This is a genomic window from Chryseobacterium sp. CH21, from assembly GCF_004119445.1.
Lineage (GTDB): Bacteria > Bacteroidota > Bacteroidia > Flavobacteriales > Weeksellaceae > Chryseobacterium.
Window position 1 is genome coordinate 64,844 of sequence record NZ_QICI01000095.1, and the last position, 16,581, is coordinate 81,424.

General features: G+C 35.5%; 17 protein-coding genes, 1 tRNA gene and 1 pseudogene. 3 read left to right on the plus strand and 16 right to left on the minus strand.

Features of this window, described 5'->3' with window-relative positions; translation table 11 throughout:
• Window positions 1-101 precede the first annotated feature (101 nt).
• The 5 genes and pseudogenes from nuoD to BOQ62_RS20355 form a co-directional block, all read right to left on the minus strand.
• The gene (gene nuoD, locus BOQ62_RS20335) at window positions 102-1,325 is read right to left on the minus strand and encodes an NADH dehydrogenase (quinone) subunit D (protein WP_047096007.1); all 1,224 of its coding nucleotides are present in this window, start codon (window positions 1,323-1,325) and stop codon (window positions 102-104) included.
• 62 nt (window positions 1,326-1,387) lie between these two features.
• Window positions 1,388-1,881 (minus strand): annotated as a pseudogene (locus BOQ62_RS24160) (NADH-quinone oxidoreductase subunit C).
• 6 nt (window positions 1,882-1,887) lie between these two features.
• Window positions 1,888-2,448, minus strand: coding sequence for an NADH-quinone oxidoreductase subunit B (locus tag BOQ62_RS20345; RefSeq protein WP_002983540.1), 561 nt, complete (start codon window positions 2,446-2,448; stop codon window positions 1,888-1,890).
• 92 nt (window positions 2,449-2,540) lie between these two features.
• The gene (locus tag BOQ62_RS20350) at window positions 2,541-2,912 is read right to left on the minus strand and encodes an NADH-quinone oxidoreductase subunit A (RefSeq protein WP_047428392.1); all 372 of its coding nucleotides are present in this window, start codon (window positions 2,910-2,912) and stop codon (window positions 2,541-2,543) included.
• 522 nt (window positions 2,913-3,434) lie between these two features.
• Entirely contained in the window at window positions 3,435-4,565 is a 1,131-nt protein-coding gene (locus BOQ62_RS20355) for a GNAT family N-acetyltransferase (RefSeq protein ID WP_129042199.1), read from the minus strand.
• Window positions 4,566-4,670: 105 nt separating this feature from the next.
• Between BOQ62_RS20355 and BOQ62_RS20360 the strand changes: the two genes are divergently transcribed.
• On the plus strand, window positions 4,671-5,381 hold the full coding sequence (locus tag BOQ62_RS20360; protein WP_185146813.1) for a zinc metallopeptidase: 711 nt from the start codon (window positions 4,671-4,673) through the stop codon (window positions 5,379-5,381).
• On the opposite strand, the gene BOQ62_RS20365 is transcribed toward BOQ62_RS20360, so the two are convergent.
• The 9 genes from BOQ62_RS20365 to rbfA form a co-directional block, all read right to left on the minus strand.
• Entirely contained in the window at window positions 5,378-5,983 is a 606-nt protein-coding gene (locus BOQ62_RS20365; protein ID WP_129042212.1) for an IMPACT family protein, read from the minus strand. The two genes, BOQ62_RS20360 and BOQ62_RS20365, sit on opposite strands and share 4 nt — an antisense overlap.
• A gap of 120 nt (window positions 5,984-6,103) precedes the next feature.
• The gene (locus BOQ62_RS20370; RefSeq protein ID WP_129042200.1) at window positions 6,104-6,286 is read right to left on the minus strand and encodes a bacteriocin-like protein; all 183 of its coding nucleotides are present in this window, start codon (window positions 6,284-6,286) and stop codon (window positions 6,104-6,106) included.
• Between the two features lie 29 nt (window positions 6,287-6,315).
• Entirely contained in the window at window positions 6,316-6,480 is a 165-nt protein-coding gene (locus BOQ62_RS22630) for a bacteriocin-like protein (RefSeq protein WP_164976807.1), read from the minus strand.
• A gap of 65 nt (window positions 6,481-6,545) precedes the next feature.
• Window positions 6,546-7,571, minus strand: coding sequence for a bifunctional diaminohydroxyphosphoribosylaminopyrimidine deaminase/5-amino-6-(5-phosphoribosylamino)uracil reductase RibD (gene ribD / locus BOQ62_RS20375; RefSeq protein WP_129042201.1), 1,026 nt, complete (start codon window positions 7,569-7,571; stop codon window positions 6,546-6,548).
• Window positions 7,572-7,635: 64 nt separating this feature from the next.
• The gene (locus tag BOQ62_RS20380; RefSeq protein WP_129042202.1) at window positions 7,636-9,438 is read right to left on the minus strand and encodes a DUF349 domain-containing protein; all 1,803 of its coding nucleotides are present in this window, start codon (window positions 9,436-9,438) and stop codon (window positions 7,636-7,638) included.
• A 74-nt stretch (window positions 9,439-9,512) separates the two neighbouring features.
• Window positions 9,513-10,250 (minus strand): shikimate dehydrogenase family protein, encoded by a 738-nt coding sequence (locus BOQ62_RS20385; protein ID WP_129042203.1) that lies wholly within the window; start codon window positions 10,248-10,250, stop codon window positions 9,513-9,515.
• Between the two features lie 62 nt (window positions 10,251-10,312).
• A complete protein-coding gene (locus tag BOQ62_RS20390; RefSeq protein WP_129042204.1) occupies window positions 10,313-12,112 on the minus strand; it encodes an endonuclease in 1,800 nt (599 codons plus the stop codon).
• An 80-nt stretch (window positions 12,113-12,192) separates the two neighbouring features.
• Entirely contained in the window at window positions 12,193-13,398 is a 1,206-nt protein-coding gene (locus tag BOQ62_RS20395) for an ABC transporter permease (protein WP_129042205.1), read from the minus strand.
• 3 nt (window positions 13,399-13,401) lie between these two features.
• Window positions 13,402-13,761: a 30S ribosome-binding factor RbfA gene (rbfA, locus tag BOQ62_RS20400; RefSeq protein ID WP_027373534.1), complete on the minus strand. Its 360-nt coding sequence runs from the start codon at window positions 13,759-13,761 to the stop codon at window positions 13,402-13,404.
• A gap of 94 nt (window positions 13,762-13,855) precedes the next feature.
• Between rbfA and mce the strand changes: the two genes are divergently transcribed.
• Together mce and BOQ62_RS20410 are read left to right on the plus strand one after the other, a co-directional pair.
• Entirely contained in the window at window positions 13,856-14,254 is a 399-nt protein-coding gene (mce, locus tag BOQ62_RS20405; RefSeq protein ID WP_129042206.1) for a methylmalonyl-CoA epimerase, read from the plus strand.
• A 62-nt stretch (window positions 14,255-14,316) separates the two neighbouring features.
• Window positions 14,317-14,390: transfer RNA gene (locus tag BOQ62_RS20410), tRNA-Ile, on the plus strand.
• A gap of 270 nt (window positions 14,391-14,660) precedes the next feature.
• Here the strand turns inward: BOQ62_RS20410 and BOQ62_RS20415 are convergent.
• Both BOQ62_RS20415 and BOQ62_RS20420 read right to left on the minus strand, forming a co-directional pair.
• The gene (locus BOQ62_RS20415) at window positions 14,661-15,221 is read right to left on the minus strand and encodes a DUF6705 family protein (RefSeq protein ID WP_129042207.1); all 561 of its coding nucleotides are present in this window, start codon (window positions 15,219-15,221) and stop codon (window positions 14,661-14,663) included.
• A gap of 16 nt (window positions 15,222-15,237) precedes the next feature.
• The gene (locus BOQ62_RS20420) at window positions 15,238-16,398 is read right to left on the minus strand and encodes a hypothetical protein (protein WP_129042208.1); all 1,161 of its coding nucleotides are present in this window, start codon (window positions 16,396-16,398) and stop codon (window positions 15,238-15,240) included.
• Window positions 16,399-16,581 lie beyond the last annotated feature (183 nt).

Here is a 16,581-nt window from a genome sequence, read left to right on the forward strand (position 1 = left end):
ATAGAAAAAGAGAGAATAGACTCTGAAATTCGTGTTCTAAATTCAATTTATATTTAAATATGAAGAAAGAAGTCTTTTATCTTTCCTCTTTTATCTTATAATTATGCGTCTAATTCTCCCGCAATAATATTCATACTACACATCGTTACAATGGCATCTGAAATTACAGAACCTGTAATCATTTCAGGATATGCCTGATAGTAGATGAAGCATGGTCTTCTGAAGTGAAGTCTGTAAGGGCTTCTTCCTCCGTCACTCACAAGATAGAAACCTAATTCTCCGTTTCCACCTTCTACAGCATGATAAACTTCTCCTTTCGGTACATCAGTTTCTCCCATTACGATTTTGAAATGGTAGATCAATGCTTCCATTTTCTGATAAACATCTGCCTTTTCAGGAAGATAGAAATCAGGAACATCCGCGTGGAATGGTCCTTCCGGAAGGTTTTCGTATGCTTGTTTGATAATTTTAATTGATTCCCAGATTTCCTGTTGACGAACCATGAAACGGTCGTAAGTATCTCCTGAAGTTCCTACAGGAATAATGAAGTCGAAATCTTCGTATGAGGAATAAGGCTGTGCAACTCTTACATCATAATCTACACCTGCTGCACGTAAGTTGGGACCTGTGAAACCGTAGCTTAATGCTCTTTCGGCAGAAATAGCTCCTGTACCGATGGTTCTGTCCATGAAAATTCTGTTTCTTTCTAATAAGGTACAGAATTCTTTGAATCTTGGTGGGAAAGTTTTCAGGAAGTCTTTTAATAACTCATGAAACTTAGGGGTGAAATCTCTTTCAAATCCTCCGATTCTTCCCATATTGGTGGTCATTCTGGCTCCGCAAATCTGCTCATACATATCATAAATACGTTCTCTTTCGATGAACATATAAGTAAGACCTGTAATCGCTCCTGAGTCCATTCCGGTTACCCCGTTACAGATCAGGTGGTCACCGATTCTTGCAAGTTCCATCAAGATCACACGCATATAGTCTACACGTTTTGGAACTTTTACGCCAATCAGTTTTTCTACTGTCATGTGCCAACCTAAGTTATTGATGGGTGCAGAACAATAGTTCATACGGTCAGTAAGAGTAGTGATCTGAGAATAGTTTCTTCTTTCAGAAATTTTCTCAAATGCTCTGTGGATATATCCTACAGTTTGCTCTGCATGAAGGATTCTTTCTCCGTCCATCGTTAAGATATTCTGGAAAATCCCGTGAGTAGCAGGGTGGGTAGGTCCTAGATTCAGGGTATATAATTGTCCATCAATCTGTTCCTTACTTTCGTACTGGTTTAGTATATTAGATAATGAGTTATCTTTCATAATGATTGCTTTTAGCTATTTGCTTCTGGCTATTGGCTAGCTGCCATTGGCCATTCGCTTTTTTATCTTCCGAACATGCTATCGTTCTTGTCGGTTCTTGTACCGTCTTCAAGGCGATATTCCTTCAACATTGGGTGGTATCCCAGGTCTTCCATATTCAAAATAGGTCTCAGATCCGGGTGTCCTTTAAATTTAATCCCATAGAAATCATACGTTTCTCTTTCCATCCAGTTAGCTCCTGCATATAGCTCCACAAGAGAGTCTACTTCAATATTTTCTCTGGACATAAAGATTTTCAGACGTAATCTGAAATTGGCCATCATATTATGCAATGGTAGACAACACCAATTTCCTTTTCAGGGAATTCAGGATAATGAATACCACAGATATCCGTAAGGAAGTTAAATTCCAGTGATGAATCTTTCAGATAGTGAATGATTTTCTTAATATCATCTTTCTTCACTTCAATCGTCAGCATTCCATAAGGTTCTGAGCTTGAAATGACAGATTCCGGAAATTCTCTTGTGATGGCTTCTAATACAAATTCGTTTGTCATTTCCGTTTAGTTGCTTATGTTGTAAGAATCTAATAATTTTTGATATTCAGGCATGTCTCTTCTTCTGATGCTTTCGCTTTCTGCGAGAGCCTGTACCTGCATTACACCTTCAATGATCTGTTCAGGTCTTGGAGGACATCCGGGAACATATACGTCTACCGGAATAATTTTATCAATTCCCTGAAGTACAGAATACGTATCGAAAATACCACCGCTGGAAGCACAAGCTCCAACTGCTACCACCCATTTCGGCTCAGCCATCTGAGTGTACACTTCTTTCAGGACAGGTCCCAATTTCTTTGATATAGTTCCGCAAACCATCAGCATATCTGCCTGTCTTGGAGAGAAAGAGTTTCTTTCCATACCAAATCTTGAAGCATCATAAGTTGGGTTCAGGGTAGCCATAAACTCAATACCACAACAAGAGGTTGCAAAGGGTAACGGCCAAAGTGAAAACTTTCTTGCCATCCCGATTACACTGCTCAGTTTTGTTGCGAAAAACCCTTCTCCTTCATAGCCTTCGGGAGCAGGTGCATCTGTTCTTATTACTGGTTTTTTATCTGACATTTTCTTTTGTTAAATATGTAAAGACTAAAGCATTCAAATTCAATCATTGGTCATTTTAACGATTAAACTGTTCAATCTTTTAATGTTAAAATTTATTTATCCCAATCCAGCGCACCGCGTTTCCAGACATAGAAAAACGCTACGAAGAATATCGCAACGAACGTCAATACAGCAAGGAATCCTTCCATACCAAATTCTCTGAAGTTTACAGCGTAAGGATAAAAGAATACGATTTCAATATCGAATAGGACAAACAATACCGCAGTCAGGAAGTACTTGATAGAAAACGGTGTTCTCGCATTTCCTTCTACAGGAACTCCACATTCCCAGCTTTGGTTTTTTACAGAGTCTCCTTTTTTCTGCTGTGGACCCAAGAAATGTGCCCCAAGCAAAGAAACAGCTACAAATCCTACTGCTACACCAGCCTGGATAAGGATTGGAATATAACTTTCAGGTAAATTCATTTTTGCATTATTATCTCAATTTGCAAATTTAGCGAATAAACAAGAAAGCATGAAATTTATCAGCTTAAAAGTCGGATGAAAATGGGCTAAATCGGTAATTTAGAATCAATAAAAATTAGCTTTTTGCCATTATTTTTTTACCTTATTTTTTTCCATTTTTTGTAGTGAGTATACAGGAAAATGTCTCATGAAGTTCTTTTCGGATGTTTAGAATTTCTTTAATAAGGGAGCTTTTTGGTATAAAATGAGAAATGAATGGGGTATTTCTTCACTATTTCTTCATTTTTTTCAAAAGGGTATAAGCCATAAATGAGATGTACCCAAACAGAATGCTGGCAAAAGCAATATTAATCACCGTGTTTGTTCGGTCATCGTGTGATTGGAAAAAGAGATTATAGCTGATAAATCCAGCAATTAAAACAGCAAATATGATGAGTTGTGGTTTCATAAACTTCAGTATTCAGAATTTAATGTTCAAAGGTTAAAGATGTGGTATTGCTTTTAGATTGTGTAAATGCAATATTACCTGTTCACTTCCATGGAATAGGTTCTTCTTCTTTTATGATTTACAGGATTGTAATCCTGCCACAGCAATTGAATACTTTTGTTTTCTTCCAGTTCCGGATTTGTTTCCAGGAATTTTACCCCTTTTTTTCTGAATATGTCCCAGATTTCTTTGAAAATAATAGAGGTAACTCCTCTTCTCTGATAATCAGGATGGATTCCGATCAGGTAGAAATTGGCTCTGTCGTTTTTCTTTCCAGCCTGTAGAAAATGCCACCAGCCGAATGGGAACAATTTTCCTCCGGATTTTTGCAAAGCTTTAGAATAAGAAGGCATCGTAATGGCAAAAGAAACCAGATGGTTGTTTTCATCTGCAATACAAACGATAAAGTCTTTATCAATAAGTTTGAAATATTTCTCTTTGTATGTTTTACGCTGCTCGTCCGAAATAGGAGTGTAGGTGGAAAGATGTTTGTAGGTCTCGTCCAGAAGATCAAACATGGGATCCACATATTGAATAATCTCTTCTTTTGTTTTGAATTTTAAAACTTTCAGCTTATACTTTTCAGAAATAAGCTGATTGAATTTATGGATTTTCTCAGGTAAGGTTTCCGGGAATATGATTTCAAACTCTACCCATTCTTTTTCTTTGGTTAAACCCAATTTTTCAAGGTGCTGAGGATAATATTCATGGTTGTAAATGCCAATCATTGTTGCCAGCTGATCAAAGCCTTTTACAAGCATTCCTGCTTTATCAAGATTGGTGAAGCCCATGGGGCCTTCAATTTTATCAATATTTTTTTCTTGGGCATAATCAATTACTTTTTGAATAAGTGCTTTCGAAACTTCAGCATCATCAATAAAATCGATCCATCCAAAACGTACTTTTTTGATTCCTAACTCTCTCTCTTCTTTGTGGTTGATGAGAACTGCAATTCTTCCCACAATTTTATCATTCTTATACGCTAGATATTGTTTCGCTTCCGAATATTGAAGTGCCGGATTTTCATCAGCATTCCAAATGTTGATTTCGTCATTGATAAAGGACGGAACATAGTAAGGATTGTTTTTGTACAAATCCATCGGAAACTTTACGAATTGCTTGAGCTGACCCGCAGTTTTTACTTCAATAATTGAAATTGTAGACATGTTTTTTGAGAGGAATTAAAGGACAAATATAAATAATATTATCTTATACTTTGGCACAGTTTTTACATCATTATGGATGAAAAGTAAACACAAAATTTATACAAAATGATGGGTTATTATATCATTATTGGTATTTCAATGCTGGTCAGCTGGTGGGTTTCTTCCAGGTTGAAATCTAAATTTGAATATTATTCCAATGTACACCTTCGAAATGGACTTTCGGGGAAAGAAGTAGCGGAAAAGATGTTGAGAGATAACGGGATCAATGATGTTCAGGTAATTTCAGTTCCCGGGCAGTTGACGGACCACTATAATCCGGCAGATAAAACAGTTAATCTTTCTGAAGGAGTTTATATGCAGAGAAATGCGGCAGCGGCAGCAGTAGCCGCTCACGAATGTGGGCATGCAGTACAACATGCGGTAGGATATTCTATGTTGAATTTACGTTCAAAATTAGTTCCTATTGTCAATATAAGTTCTAATCTGATGCAGTTTGTTCTTATTGCGGGTATTGCGGTAATGGCTGCATCAAGATCAATTGAGAATCCGAATGGGAATACTACGGTTCTTGCTATTGGGGTAGCCATGTTCGCAATGACAACACTTTTTGCTTTTGTAACGCTTCCAGTAGAATATGATGCAAGTAACCGAGCTATGAAATGGCTTAAAGATACCGGAACTGTAACTGCAGAAGAATTTGTTGGAGTACAGGATAGTTTGAAGTGGGCAGCAAGAACGTATGTTGTTGCAGCTTTAGGTTCTCTGGCACAGCTTCTTTACTGGGCTTCTTTGCTGCTTAGTGGAAGAAGGGATTAATCATTAAATTCAAATGAAACATATTGCATCTCGGAAAGCTTTTCTGAGATGCTTTCTTTTTGTGCCAGCTTCAAAGATGCGGTAAGAATGCAGTTTTCATTAGCATCGAAATTCACAACTTTAGCATCAAATTTTGATAGCAAGGTGAAAATGATGTTCTGCTGATTGAAATTAAACTGGATCTCAACTTCAGTTTCCAGTTCTCTTGTAATGATATTGGCTTCTTCCAGGGTAATTTTGGCAGATTCTTTATAAGCTTTTACTAATCCTGAAACGCCCAGTTTGGTTCCTCCATAATAACGGACAACAATAACAAGAATATTGGTGATTTCATTAGCCAGCAGTTGATTATAAATAGGTAGCCCAGCACTTCCGGAAGGTTCACCATCATCGTTGGCACGATAGTTTTCACCATTTAACCCCATTCTGAAGGCATAGCAGTGGTGGGTAGCCTTTGGATGTTCTTCTCTCACTTTCTCCAGTACACTCTTCAATTCTTTTTCAGTGGTAACCGGGTAAGCAAATCCGATAAACTTGCTTCCTTTTTCTTTTAAAAGAGTATTTTCTATAGGTTTTTCTATGGTTTTGTATTCAAACGTCATTGGAGTTCCTGCTTTGTTTTGCAAAAATATTAAATGCTTTAGGATTCTGCATCATAATCATAAATTAAGCCGTCAAATTTTGACGGCTTATCTTAATTTTTTGAATGTAAAATTAATCTCTTACATTACATCTCCGCACAGATCCATTGGGATCAGGCACATATAGCTTGTTGGACCGCAGAAATCCTGAGGGCATCTATCTCTACATCTAGTAGGCTCGCCATTAGGCAGCGTACAGGTTACAAAAACACCTCCTTTAATGGTTTTCATATTGGTTCTGGATACTTTTTTCAAATTTTTCATGATAATATTTTTTTGTTGGATTGATAATATTAACATGGGAATGTTCCTTCTACCCAAGGTGGTGGGCAGCTCATACTTGAAGGAGTTGCACAGCACTTTTGTAGTGAAGGTGGATAGTAAGAACAGCATTGAGGGGCAATACCTCCCTGAACTGTTTTCAATTTCTGTCTTGAAACTTTCTTTACATTTTTCATAGTATTAATTTTTTTAGTAAAACTAATGTAAATAAAATATTTCATTTGACAGTGATAAAATGGTTTTATTTTGCTTTAAAAAATGAAACCGTATTATCTCTGAATATTTCGGTTTTAGTTGCTGTATGGTTAAATTCCGGGGATTTTGTTCCGTTTTCCAGTTTCAAATTTTCATTTTTAATGATCATTGCTTCATCCCAAAGTTCAGCATTGATAAACTGCTGAAGGGTAAAACGGCCGCCTTCAATAATGACAGACTGTATCTGTTCCTTGTACAATGCTTCCATAAGTTCAGGCAGGAAATTATTTTTATCGATTTTAATGAATTGAATATGTCCTTCGGTACCTTCCTTTACAGAATTTAAAACTAAAGTTTTTGCCTCAGGATTATAAATATTGAAATCAGAAGGAACTTTTAAATCAAAATCAATCAGAATTCTGACAGGGTTTACTCCTTCAGCATTTCTTACCGTAAGACTTGGGTTGTCATGTAAAGCGGTTTGTGTTCCTACTAAAATAGCATGCTCGTCAGCTCTTAACTGATGAACAAACTGATTCACCAATGTATTGGAAACAGCGGTTGGTTTAAAATCCTTATCCAGAAAACCATCACCGGATTCTGCCCATTTTAAAATAATATAAGGTCTTTTCTTTTCATGATAGGTGAAAAATCTTTTATTCAGTTCAATACATTCTTTTTCAAGAATTCCTGAAATGGCTTCAATCCCTGCATCCTGAATAATTTTTTTTCCTTTACCATTCACTTTATCATGGGAATCCATAGCGCCGATAACCACTTTTTTAAATCCAAGTTCTTTAATCTTTAAAGCACATGGCGGAGTTTTCCCATAGTGTGCACATGGTTCCAGAGATACATAAATTGTTGCTTCTGGAATAAGATCTTTATTCTTGACGGAATTGATAGCATTGATCTCTGCATGATTTTCTCCTGCTTTATGATGGTATCCTTCACCAATGATTTTGCCATTGTGTACAATCACACTTCCTACAAGAGGGTTGGGATAGGTATGGCCAAGGGCCTTTTGAGCCAGTCCGATACATCTTTTGATATAAAGTTCGTCGTTGTTCATAGTATATAAAAAGAAAAAGCGAAGACAAATTGCTTTGCTCCGCCTTTATTTATTTTGTTATGTATTAGTCTCCGCTGATGATAGTGTGGAGATTTTGTTTCAATGTTTCCAGATGAGCTTTTTTCTCATCAATCGTATTGTAAGTATCTCTTAAAAGAGGGTTTTCTCTTGATGGTTTGTTGAAGAAAGAAAGGTTGTTTTCCAGTTTTACGATTTCTGCTTCAAGATCAGAGATTTGATTTTTAATCTTTCTTGCTTTGTCAGTAAGCTGGTTTTCAGTCAGGCCTTCTTCTTTCAGTTCAAGTTCATTGATTTTGTTTATTTTTAATTTCTCTCTTAAAGTCTTATTGAATTCAGAGTTGATTGAAATTTTATCTCTCGGAACTTTACCGATATTATTCCATGAAGTTTTAATCTGTTCAATTTTTTCGATACTGCCTTCTTCATTAGAAACTTCTTTCAACTCGTCAAGAAGCGCTTTTTTGTTTTTATAATTCTCCTTCCAGTTATCGGTAGATGTATTGCTTTTTTCTCTGTAGTTGTTGAAGAATGCATTACATGCATCACGGAATTCATCCCAGATTTTATTAGTCATGCTCTTTGGAACATGTCCGATCTTTTTCCAGTCTTCTTGTAGTTTTTTGAATAATGGAACGGCAATATCCCATTCTTCGTTGTTCATATTATCCTGTGCAGTCTGGATCAGTTTTAATTTTTCTTCAAGATTGGCCTGCTGAGATCCTTTCAACGATTTGTAATAGTTGTTTTTCGTTGTATTGAAACCTCTCAGGGTTGTTTTGAAATCATTCCAGTTTTGGTTGGATAATTTTCTTGGTACACTTCCGGTTTTTAGGAATTCAGAACGCAGATCTTCAACTCTTTTGATGGCATTTTGCCAGTAGTTGTGATTAGGAGTTTCGGATGGCTCAGAAAGTTTCTTGATTTCAGCAATGATCTCGTTTTTCTTTTCAAGATTTACACCCTGTTCTTTTTCAATAGATGCGGAAAGTTCAGATTTTCTTTCGTGAATTTTGTTTGAAATCTCTTTAAATTCCTCCCATGTTTTCTCACGGAATTCTTCTGCCACGGGCTCAGCTTCTTCTTTCCAAAGTTTATGAAGGTATTGAAGCTCGTTTAAAGCCTTCTGAATCACTGGTTCGTTTTCCAGTTCTTTAGCACGGGCAATGATGTGTTCTCTTTTTTCAAGGTTGTGGCTGTATTCCTGCTCCAGAAATTCTTTATTCAGATCCAGCATCTGATAAAATTGATTCAGGTGGTGGAAATAGTTATTGTTAAGAATTTTGAATTCAGATTTGGCAACCTGTCCGGCTTTTGACCATTCTTCTTTAATTTCACGGATGGATTTAAAAAGATTGATACCCGGTTCGGAACTTGTATATAGATTTTTAAGTCTTTCAATAATGCTCTGACGGTGCTCAAGGTTTTTCTTTTGCTCTTCTTCCTGTCCTTTCTGGAAGTCGTCATGCTTTTCCCTGAAAATATTGACCAAAGCAGAATATTTAGCTTGAGAAGGATGCTCATAGCTGAAGCTTTCAACAGGGTTTCCTCCTTCAACATATTCATGTTTTTTATCCTCCACTTCATCATGGATGTAATGACTTGCCTTCTCTTTCAGCTGGTTGAATCTTTTGAAGTTTTCACCGGCATTGGGAGTGTTGATGATTTTTTCCATTTCCTTCAACGCATCCGCAAGGGAAACTTCTTCCTCTTCATGTTCTTCCAGGTGTTCTGTATCCTCTTCATGTTGGTTTGCATCATGAGAAACTGCGTTTTCTGATGGGTCCTGAGATACTTCGTTAGGAATTTTCTTTTCTTCGTTTTCAGAAAGATTGTTTTCTGTAGTCATAGCAAATCTTTTATGTGAGTGGCGTTAATATCCTTTATATATAGCTTTAAGGCCAATTAAAGTACTAATTTATGTTATTTTTTTTGAAAATTCCAAATTTCCCAAGCTTTTTCTGCTTGCTGTTCAAGCATATAGTATCCATTGACTGTTTTTGCTCCTTTTTCAGAGGCATTGATGATGAATTGGGTGTAATTGGGATTGTAAATCAGATCAATAACCAGATGTTCAGAAGAAAGTCCGTCAAAAGGGAAACCCAGACAGTCTTTCACATTAGGGAAAGTGCCTACTGGTGTACATTGAATGATTATTTTGTACTCTTCAACCGTTTCTTTACTAAGGTTTTCAAAATTGATTTCTGTACTTCTTGAAACAGTTACGGAAGGAATATTGTGTTTATCCAAAACATATTTAACTGCTTTTGCAGCACCACCATTTCCCAGAATAATAGCCTTGTTTTGTATAGGTTTTCTATGTAAAAGCAACGTCTTTTCAAATCCGAAAGCATCGGTATTATAGCCTGTTTTTTTGCCATCCTGGATAAGGACGCAATTCACAGCACCTATTTTCTCTGCTTCATCGCTTAATTCATCAAGATAATCAATTATTTTCTCTTTGTAAGGAATGGTAACATTGAATCCTAAAAGTTCAGGAGAAGAAAAAAGGTTTTCTACTTCATTGATTTCTTTCAGGTCAAAAATATCGTAGGAGAAGTTTTTCAGCATGAGCTTTTGAAACTTATTTTCGAAGAATTTTTTAGAAAAAGAATAAGAAATATTTCGTCCTATCAATCCTAATTTTTTATTGGAATCCATACATCAAAAATAAAAAAAAGACCGGATAAATCCGGCCTTTGATTTGAAATATTTTTTAATAATTAATCTACAATAAATTTCGCAGAAGAAGTGTCTGTTTTCAGGATATAAGTTCCTTTTACAAGCCCTTTAAGATTGATCTTATTAGAATGTCTGAAAGGATTGACAATCGTTTCAATCAATTTTCCGGAAAGATCATAGATGTCAGCTTTTGAAACCTTGCTAAGGTTTTCTCCTTTTACAAACATTTCATTGTTTCTTACCGGGTTAGGGTAGATGATGAATTCTGATTTGTCTTTTTTAGTTTCCACTGTGGCTAATGAGGTAGCACATGTCCAGCTAAGGTCATCCATAGCAACTCTGTCATTGTTTGGATTTACAATTTTAATAACAGCATTTCCGGTTACCCCTACATTAATTGTAGTGGTGTTTGCTGTAGCACTGTAAGGGATTGTTCCTACCTGAACATCATTCACTAATACATTTAAGTTACCACTGTTACCGCTAAACTTAAGCTGAGTCGTTAACGTTAAGGTCTGAACCCCTCCACTAATCAGAGAACTTGTTAAAGTACCTTTTTGAGTACAAGCAGCTTTACCATTGATAGTTTGATCTGTTCTTGTTAAAGTCGATGTCCATGTTATATTATTATTTGTCCATGTTCTTGTAGAATACGACGTTGACTGAAAAGATCCGTCCAGCATTGTACTGAAATCTTCAGTTCCACAGCTTCCGCCTCCTGCAGGTCCGTCAAGAGTAGTTTCTACAGCATTATTACTTTGTGTGGAAGCATTTCCGGCAGCATCTTTAGCAATAACATAGAATGTATACTGAGTTAATGGAGATAATCCAGACACTACCGTAGAAGTTGTTGTTCCGGAAACCGTAGCTTTTAGAGCCCCATTAGCATAAACTTCATATGAAGTTACTCCTATGTTATCCGTTGAAGGTGTCCAGCTTACCGCAATTGAATTGGAAGTTGGATTGTTGGCAATTAAATTCGTAGGAACTGTTGGTGCTTGTGTATCCACTACAGGAGTTCCCCAAACCATATTGGCATATTCAGGATGATCTATATATGGATTTCTGTTCCCCTGAAATGCATAAGTAGCATTGTTTCTTCTGATTTCGGAAGCAGATACGGGATCTTGCGTATTCCATAGTAAAAGCTGGTTCAATTCCCAATCCTGAAGACTTGGATATGTGTTTTGAGCAAGCATATTACCGGTAGAGAATCCGGAAAGTTGGCTTTCGTATCTTGTTACAAAATAGAAAATCATTCTCGCGATATCTCCTTTAAACTCATCAATAGGTTCAAATACTACTCCTGAATATCCCGGAGATACAGAATTTCCTCTTTTGGAACCATTTTGAGAGAGATAATTATAAGTACCTACTTTTCCAAAAGGTAGATTACCTCTTTCGTTATTTACCTTTCCGTCAGTGGCTCTTATAAAGTGAACGTCTGATCTCATAGGTAAAGCCTCATTGAATAAACTTTGAGGAACAACGTGTTCTCTGTTGTAGCAGTCGCCTTCACTAGAGTAACCACTGGATCCACACTGATCCGTAGGTCCATAAATGAAATTATATTGATCCGGCCCTACAGGTGTTTCTGAGTAAATATCCAGAATGGTACCGTCGTTATCATAATCATAATCACGGTCAGTAGTTTGATAAGCACTCCATACATCATTATAAGTGATGTTGGTGGCATGTCCCGTGGTAATGATTGTCTTAAGGGCTGTTTTAAGATTAGCACCGCTTAGACCTGCCGCATTATTATAGTACCCTGCCGGAATTTGAGCGAGGGCATTTATAAATATAAAGCTTAACAGAAAAAAAGATAAAATTCGTTTCATTTCTTTAAAATTGGGGCGTAAAGGTACAAAAAAATGAAAACGGAGTATATTAATTTAATGTAATATATAAACTTAATATATTAGTTTTTAGCAATATATTCTTTACTGATTTTTGAAAAGAACCATGAAATGGTGAATCCGAATAGTGAAGCAGTAAGTGCTACGATAAAGTAATTTTTTCCTACAATTTTTACCGGGAAAGGAAGAACTTCATTAGCTCTGAAGAATTCAGTATAAAGCTGGAAATAGCAAAGTGCTGTTCCAAGAATCAATCCTGTGATTACTCCGGAAACAACAATTAATAATCCGGTGTAGAAATAGGTCATTCTTAAATGGCTTAAAGGAAAGCCGAGAGATATCAAAGATTTTGCCTGTTCTTTTTTATCAAGCTGAAGAATAATGATGGCTCCGGCTAGATTAAAGGTTGTAATGAAGATTACCAACGCAAAAATCAGATAGATGAATAGTTTTTCTGTATTGATCATTTTCCAGAAAGCAGCATTTTCTTCTTCCTTAGTTTTGATCTCTATGCTTTTTCCAAGAGAAGAAAGCAGACTTTGCTTTACAGCATCTGCATTCTCTGGATTTTTTAATTTAATAACAATCTGGTAAGCTGATTTTTTGGGCAGACTAAGTAATTCCTCTGTAAGTTCAATAGGAGAAATGATATAACTGTCCAATTGATCTTTTCCGGGGAAAACACCTGTTACTAAAATATCTTTTTTATTATAAATATCTTCCTCTTTATTGATGATCCCTGTTCCTGGTTTCGGCATGAATACCGTTGCATAATGATTGGAAGAATCAACAGGAATAGAAAGTCTGTTGTCCAGACTGTTTTCCATCAATACTTCATTAGAATATTTAAAACTTGGATAGGTTCCGTAGAACACTTCTTTATTGATTGGGTTTACCTTGATGTAAGCGGAATCAACACCTCTTAAATAAGCAATATCACCTTTCCCATTAAAGCTGATGTATACTTTTTCTTCAATAACACGGGAAAAGCTGCTGATTTCTTTATTGCTGCCCAGAACTTTATTAACGTTATCCAGATTTTTAATAGTTTTTCCGGAAACACTTTTTAAAGTAAGGTCTGAATGAAGGTTAGAAATAAGGTCTTTGTTCAGGTCTTCAAGTCCTGAAAAAACAGAAATAATGACGAACATTGCAGCCACAGCAACCGTCATGGCACCTACAGACAGCCACGTAATGAACGTGACAGCAGTACTGCCTTTTTTAGCCAAAAGGTATCTGGATGCTATGTAAAATGCAATATTCTTCAAGATCTATAAAACAGGATTGTCACCTTCGCCTCTTAATTCTCTTTCCAGTTTTTCAACATCATCAAGAGCGGTATCCAGGTAAAAGTTAAGTTGTGGAATAATACGTACCTGTTTTGCCATTTTCTGGCCAATGAAGTTTCTGTATTGAGGTTTGTTTTCTTCAATCTCCTTCATCACAGCGGTGCGGAATTCCTGCGGGAAAATGCTTAAATAAATCTTAGCAATTCCTAAGTCAGCAGTTACTTTTACATCTGAAACAGATACTAATATGCTCTGTTTGCTTTCTGAAGCCTGTTTGCGGAAAAGCTCTGCGAAGTCTTCCTGAATGATCTGTGCTACTTTTCTTTGTCTGTTACTTTCCATAATTTCTGCAAATTTAGTACTTTTGTTTGAATTGATACTTTGAAATTCAACTGTAGTATCAAATTTACGATTTAATTATATCTATATAGTATTTATGAAGCTAGAACATATTGGTATTGCTGTAAAGTCTTTAGGGGTTTCTGATGAACTTTTTGCCAAATTATTAGGAAAAGAATCCTATAAAAAAGAAACTGTGGAAAGAGAAGGTGTTGTAACTTCTTTTTATGAAACAGGTGAGAGTAAAATTGAGCTTTTAGAAGCCAGTAATCCTGAAAGTCCAATCTCAAAATTTATTGATAAAAAGGGAGAAGGCATCCATCATCTGGCATTTGGAGTTGAAAATATCCTGGAAGAAGTAGAAAGATTAAAAAAAGAAGGATTTCAGTTTATCTCTGAAGAACCGAAAGAAGGTGCTGATAACAAATTAGTTGTATTCCTTCATCCAAGGTCTACAAACGGCGTGCTGGTAGAACTTTGCCAAGAAAAGCGATAAAAAATTTTGTAGTGAAAGAAATTTTACTATTTTTGCAAACACAAAATTTAACCAAGTTTTGAGGTCCTATAGCTCAGTTGGTTAGAGCACCTGACTCATAATCAGGTGGTCCCTGGTTCGAGCCCAGGTGGGACCACAATATAAAACCGTAATACTTAATTTTTCAAAGTGTTACGGTTTTTATTTTTGAATTTTTCCCAACATTTTCCCAACCGTGCATTTTAATTTGATTATTTTAAGGAATAGTTCATAAGCTTTATAATGCATTAGTTTCAAAAAAATGAGAATAGGAGTTAAAAAATAACCTTGACCATTTTTGATCAAGGTTAATTATTTAAAATGAATGGCTTTCTCTTGATATTATGATAGAGCCAATTATTTTTCATAAGGGTTTAAATCTTTTAATCTATTGTCTTATTAAAGATATTGATTTTTTATAAGGTATAGTGGGTTGATAGGTAGTGGGACATTCTCCCCAAGTTATATCGGCATCTTGTAACATAAGTATACTCATTTTATTTGGTGTTTCTGGCTTAATTCTTAAATAAACAATACCTTCTTCACCACATGCAAACTCACTGTTGCCAATAAAATACATCATGTATGCTTTTAAATCTTTTTGAAATCCCACGCCGTTAAATTTAATCGTTGCATCATTGATTTCGTTAAAAGAATTATAAACTATATTTCCGTTAGAATCAATTACTTTCATTCTCCCAATTAATTTATCTCTTCTTATTCCTATGTCTTCATATATCCCTTTTTTGAGCTGAATTTCATACGTTTTACCATTATAAGTACCTTTCCAATTACTAACATATTTATTCAAAGAATTATTAATATCTTTTTCATAATTATAGTTTGGACAATTAGGATTTGTTAGACATTGTGCAGCTTCTTCTAATGAGATAATTTGAGCATGACATGAAATAGTAAAAAAGATTAAAGCGGATATTAAATATTTCATAATATAATTTTTAGTTTTAACAATTTGTTTCTGTTGTATCTGTTTTGTCAGTATTGAGGTTTATTTCTGTATTTGTTCCGTCTGCATTCATTCTATACAAACTTACTCCTTTTAAATTCATTTTGTCGTTTATGAATTGAAGAAAACCTAACTCTAGTTGTTTCTGTTTGCCTATTCTACTTTTCATAAATTCAAAATAAGACTTTTTTAAAGCCTCAACTTGAGCCATAGTAAAAGTTTTAGTCTGGTATTGATTTCCAGTAAAACGGATTTGATAAGTTACAGAACTTGAAACCATTACTGCGTAGATGTCTCCAAACGGTCTGTTCGCATCTTTTGCATTTTTTATCATATCCATAAAATAACTTATATCAGCAGGAGAAAATATTTTTATACCATATCTTGTGGCATCTGCTCCTTCTGATGTATCAAAATAAGTAAAATCATCCACATGAGTATGCATATAACCTTTAATATTTTTATTTTCAGCAAGTTCAGAATTAGGAAGTCCTAAAGAATTACTGGTTTCTGTAGCTGAGGCATTATCTTTATATTCATAATCATTATTATTTCTCTGTACATATCCTGTTTCCATTTTTAATCCTGTATTAGATTCTAACACATTCATTTTAGCATAAAAATCAACATTGTTTCTTTGAGCTTTTATTTTATCACATGGTGTCGCCAAATACTCATTATAAAAATCCTGCCATTTAACAGTAGGATTTAATACCAAATACTCAAAAGCCCAGTTCAAAAAGTATTGATTATTCATTTCAGAAGCTTCAGGATTGCTATTGGCTTTTACATACCATTCATTTAATCCTATTAGACGTTCTGTGATAAAAGATTTACTTTTTATAGTAATCCCTTTATCTTTAAAATAGAAAAAAGTATAGTAAAATAAATCGGGATTAGTTGCTCTCAATTGGTTTAAGGTATTTCCTAATGATATAAAGTAATTAGCTACATTGGTGTAATGAACATAATTGGGATCCATCGGGTCTTCGGTTTGATAATACTGATACCCTAAAGAAACAAACGGAAGCGTATTATAATATCCTCCTAAATCAATAACTCCGCCTGTTCCGATCTGTCCCAGTCCTCCGTCACCTGTTCCCCCACCAGTGCTACCTCCACCTGTTTGTGAGCAGGTTTCTTCTATGGATAATATCATTGGAGCAGGTGCACCACCTACTGTACAGGTATTGTCACTCCCTGTCTGATGTATTCCAGCCGAACACCAGCCTGTTTCCCAAGTATGTAAATCGTCAGCAAAAAGTGGACATTTGATATTAGAAATTTAAGGAGTGTTTTCATAAAAAGAGTAATTTTAATTATGGCAACACCGAAAAAGAAA

Bases quoted from the DNA above. Each gene is read 5' to 3' on its own strand.
- nuoD (WP_047096007.1), bottom strand. From the start codon at position 1,325: ATGAAAGATAACTCATTATCTAATATACTAAACCAGTACGAAAGTAAG.
- BOQ62_RS20345 (WP_002983540.1), bottom strand. From the start codon at position 2,448: ATGTCAGATAAAAAACCAGTAATAAGAACAGATGCACCTGCTCCCGAA.
- BOQ62_RS20350 (WP_047428392.1), bottom strand. From the start codon at position 2,912: ATGAATTTACCTGAAAGTTATATTCCAATCCTTATCCAGGCTGGTGTA.
- BOQ62_RS20355 (WP_129042199.1), bottom strand. From the start codon at position 4,565: ATGTCTACAATTTCAATTATTGAAGTAAAAACTGCGGGTCAGCTCAAG.
- BOQ62_RS20360 (WP_185146813.1), top strand. From the start codon at position 4,671: ATGATGGGTTATTATATCATTATTGGTATTTCAATGCTGGTCAGCTGG.
- BOQ62_RS20365 (WP_129042212.1), bottom strand. From the start codon at position 5,983: ATGACGTTTGAATACAAAACCATAGAAAAACCTATAGAAAATACTCTT.
- BOQ62_RS20370 (WP_129042200.1), bottom strand. From the start codon at position 6,286: ATGAAAAATTTGAAAAAAGTATCCAGAACCAATATGAAAACCATTAAA.
- BOQ62_RS22630 (WP_164976807.1), bottom strand. From the start codon at position 6,480: ATGAAAAATGTAAAGAAAGTTTCAAGACAGAAATTGAAAACAGTTCAG.
- ribD (WP_129042201.1), bottom strand. From the start codon at position 7,571: ATGAACAACGACGAACTTTATATCAAAAGATGTATCGGACTGGCTCAA.
- BOQ62_RS20380 (WP_129042202.1), bottom strand. From the start codon at position 9,438: ATGACTACAGAAAACAATCTTTCTGAAAACGAAGAAAAGAAAATTCCT.
- BOQ62_RS20385 (WP_129042203.1), bottom strand. From the start codon at position 10,250: ATGGATTCCAATAAAAAATTAGGATTGATAGGACGAAATATTTCTTAT.
- BOQ62_RS20390 (WP_129042204.1), bottom strand. From the start codon at position 12,112: ATGAAACGAATTTTATCTTTTTTTCTGTTAAGCTTTATATTTATAAAT.
- rbfA (WP_027373534.1), bottom strand. From the start codon at position 13,761: ATGGAAAGTAACAGACAAAGAAAAGTAGCACAGATCATTCAGGAAGAC.
- mce (WP_129042206.1), top strand. From the start codon at position 13,856: ATGAAGCTAGAACATATTGGTATTGCTGTAAAGTCTTTAGGGGTTTCT.
- BOQ62_RS20415 (WP_129042207.1), bottom strand. From the start codon at position 15,221: ATGAAATATTTAATATCCGCTTTAATCTTTTTTACTATTTCATGTCAT.
- BOQ62_RS20420 (WP_129042208.1), bottom strand. From the start codon at position 16,398: ATGATATTATCCATAGAAGAAACCTGCTCACAAACAGGTGGAGGTAGC.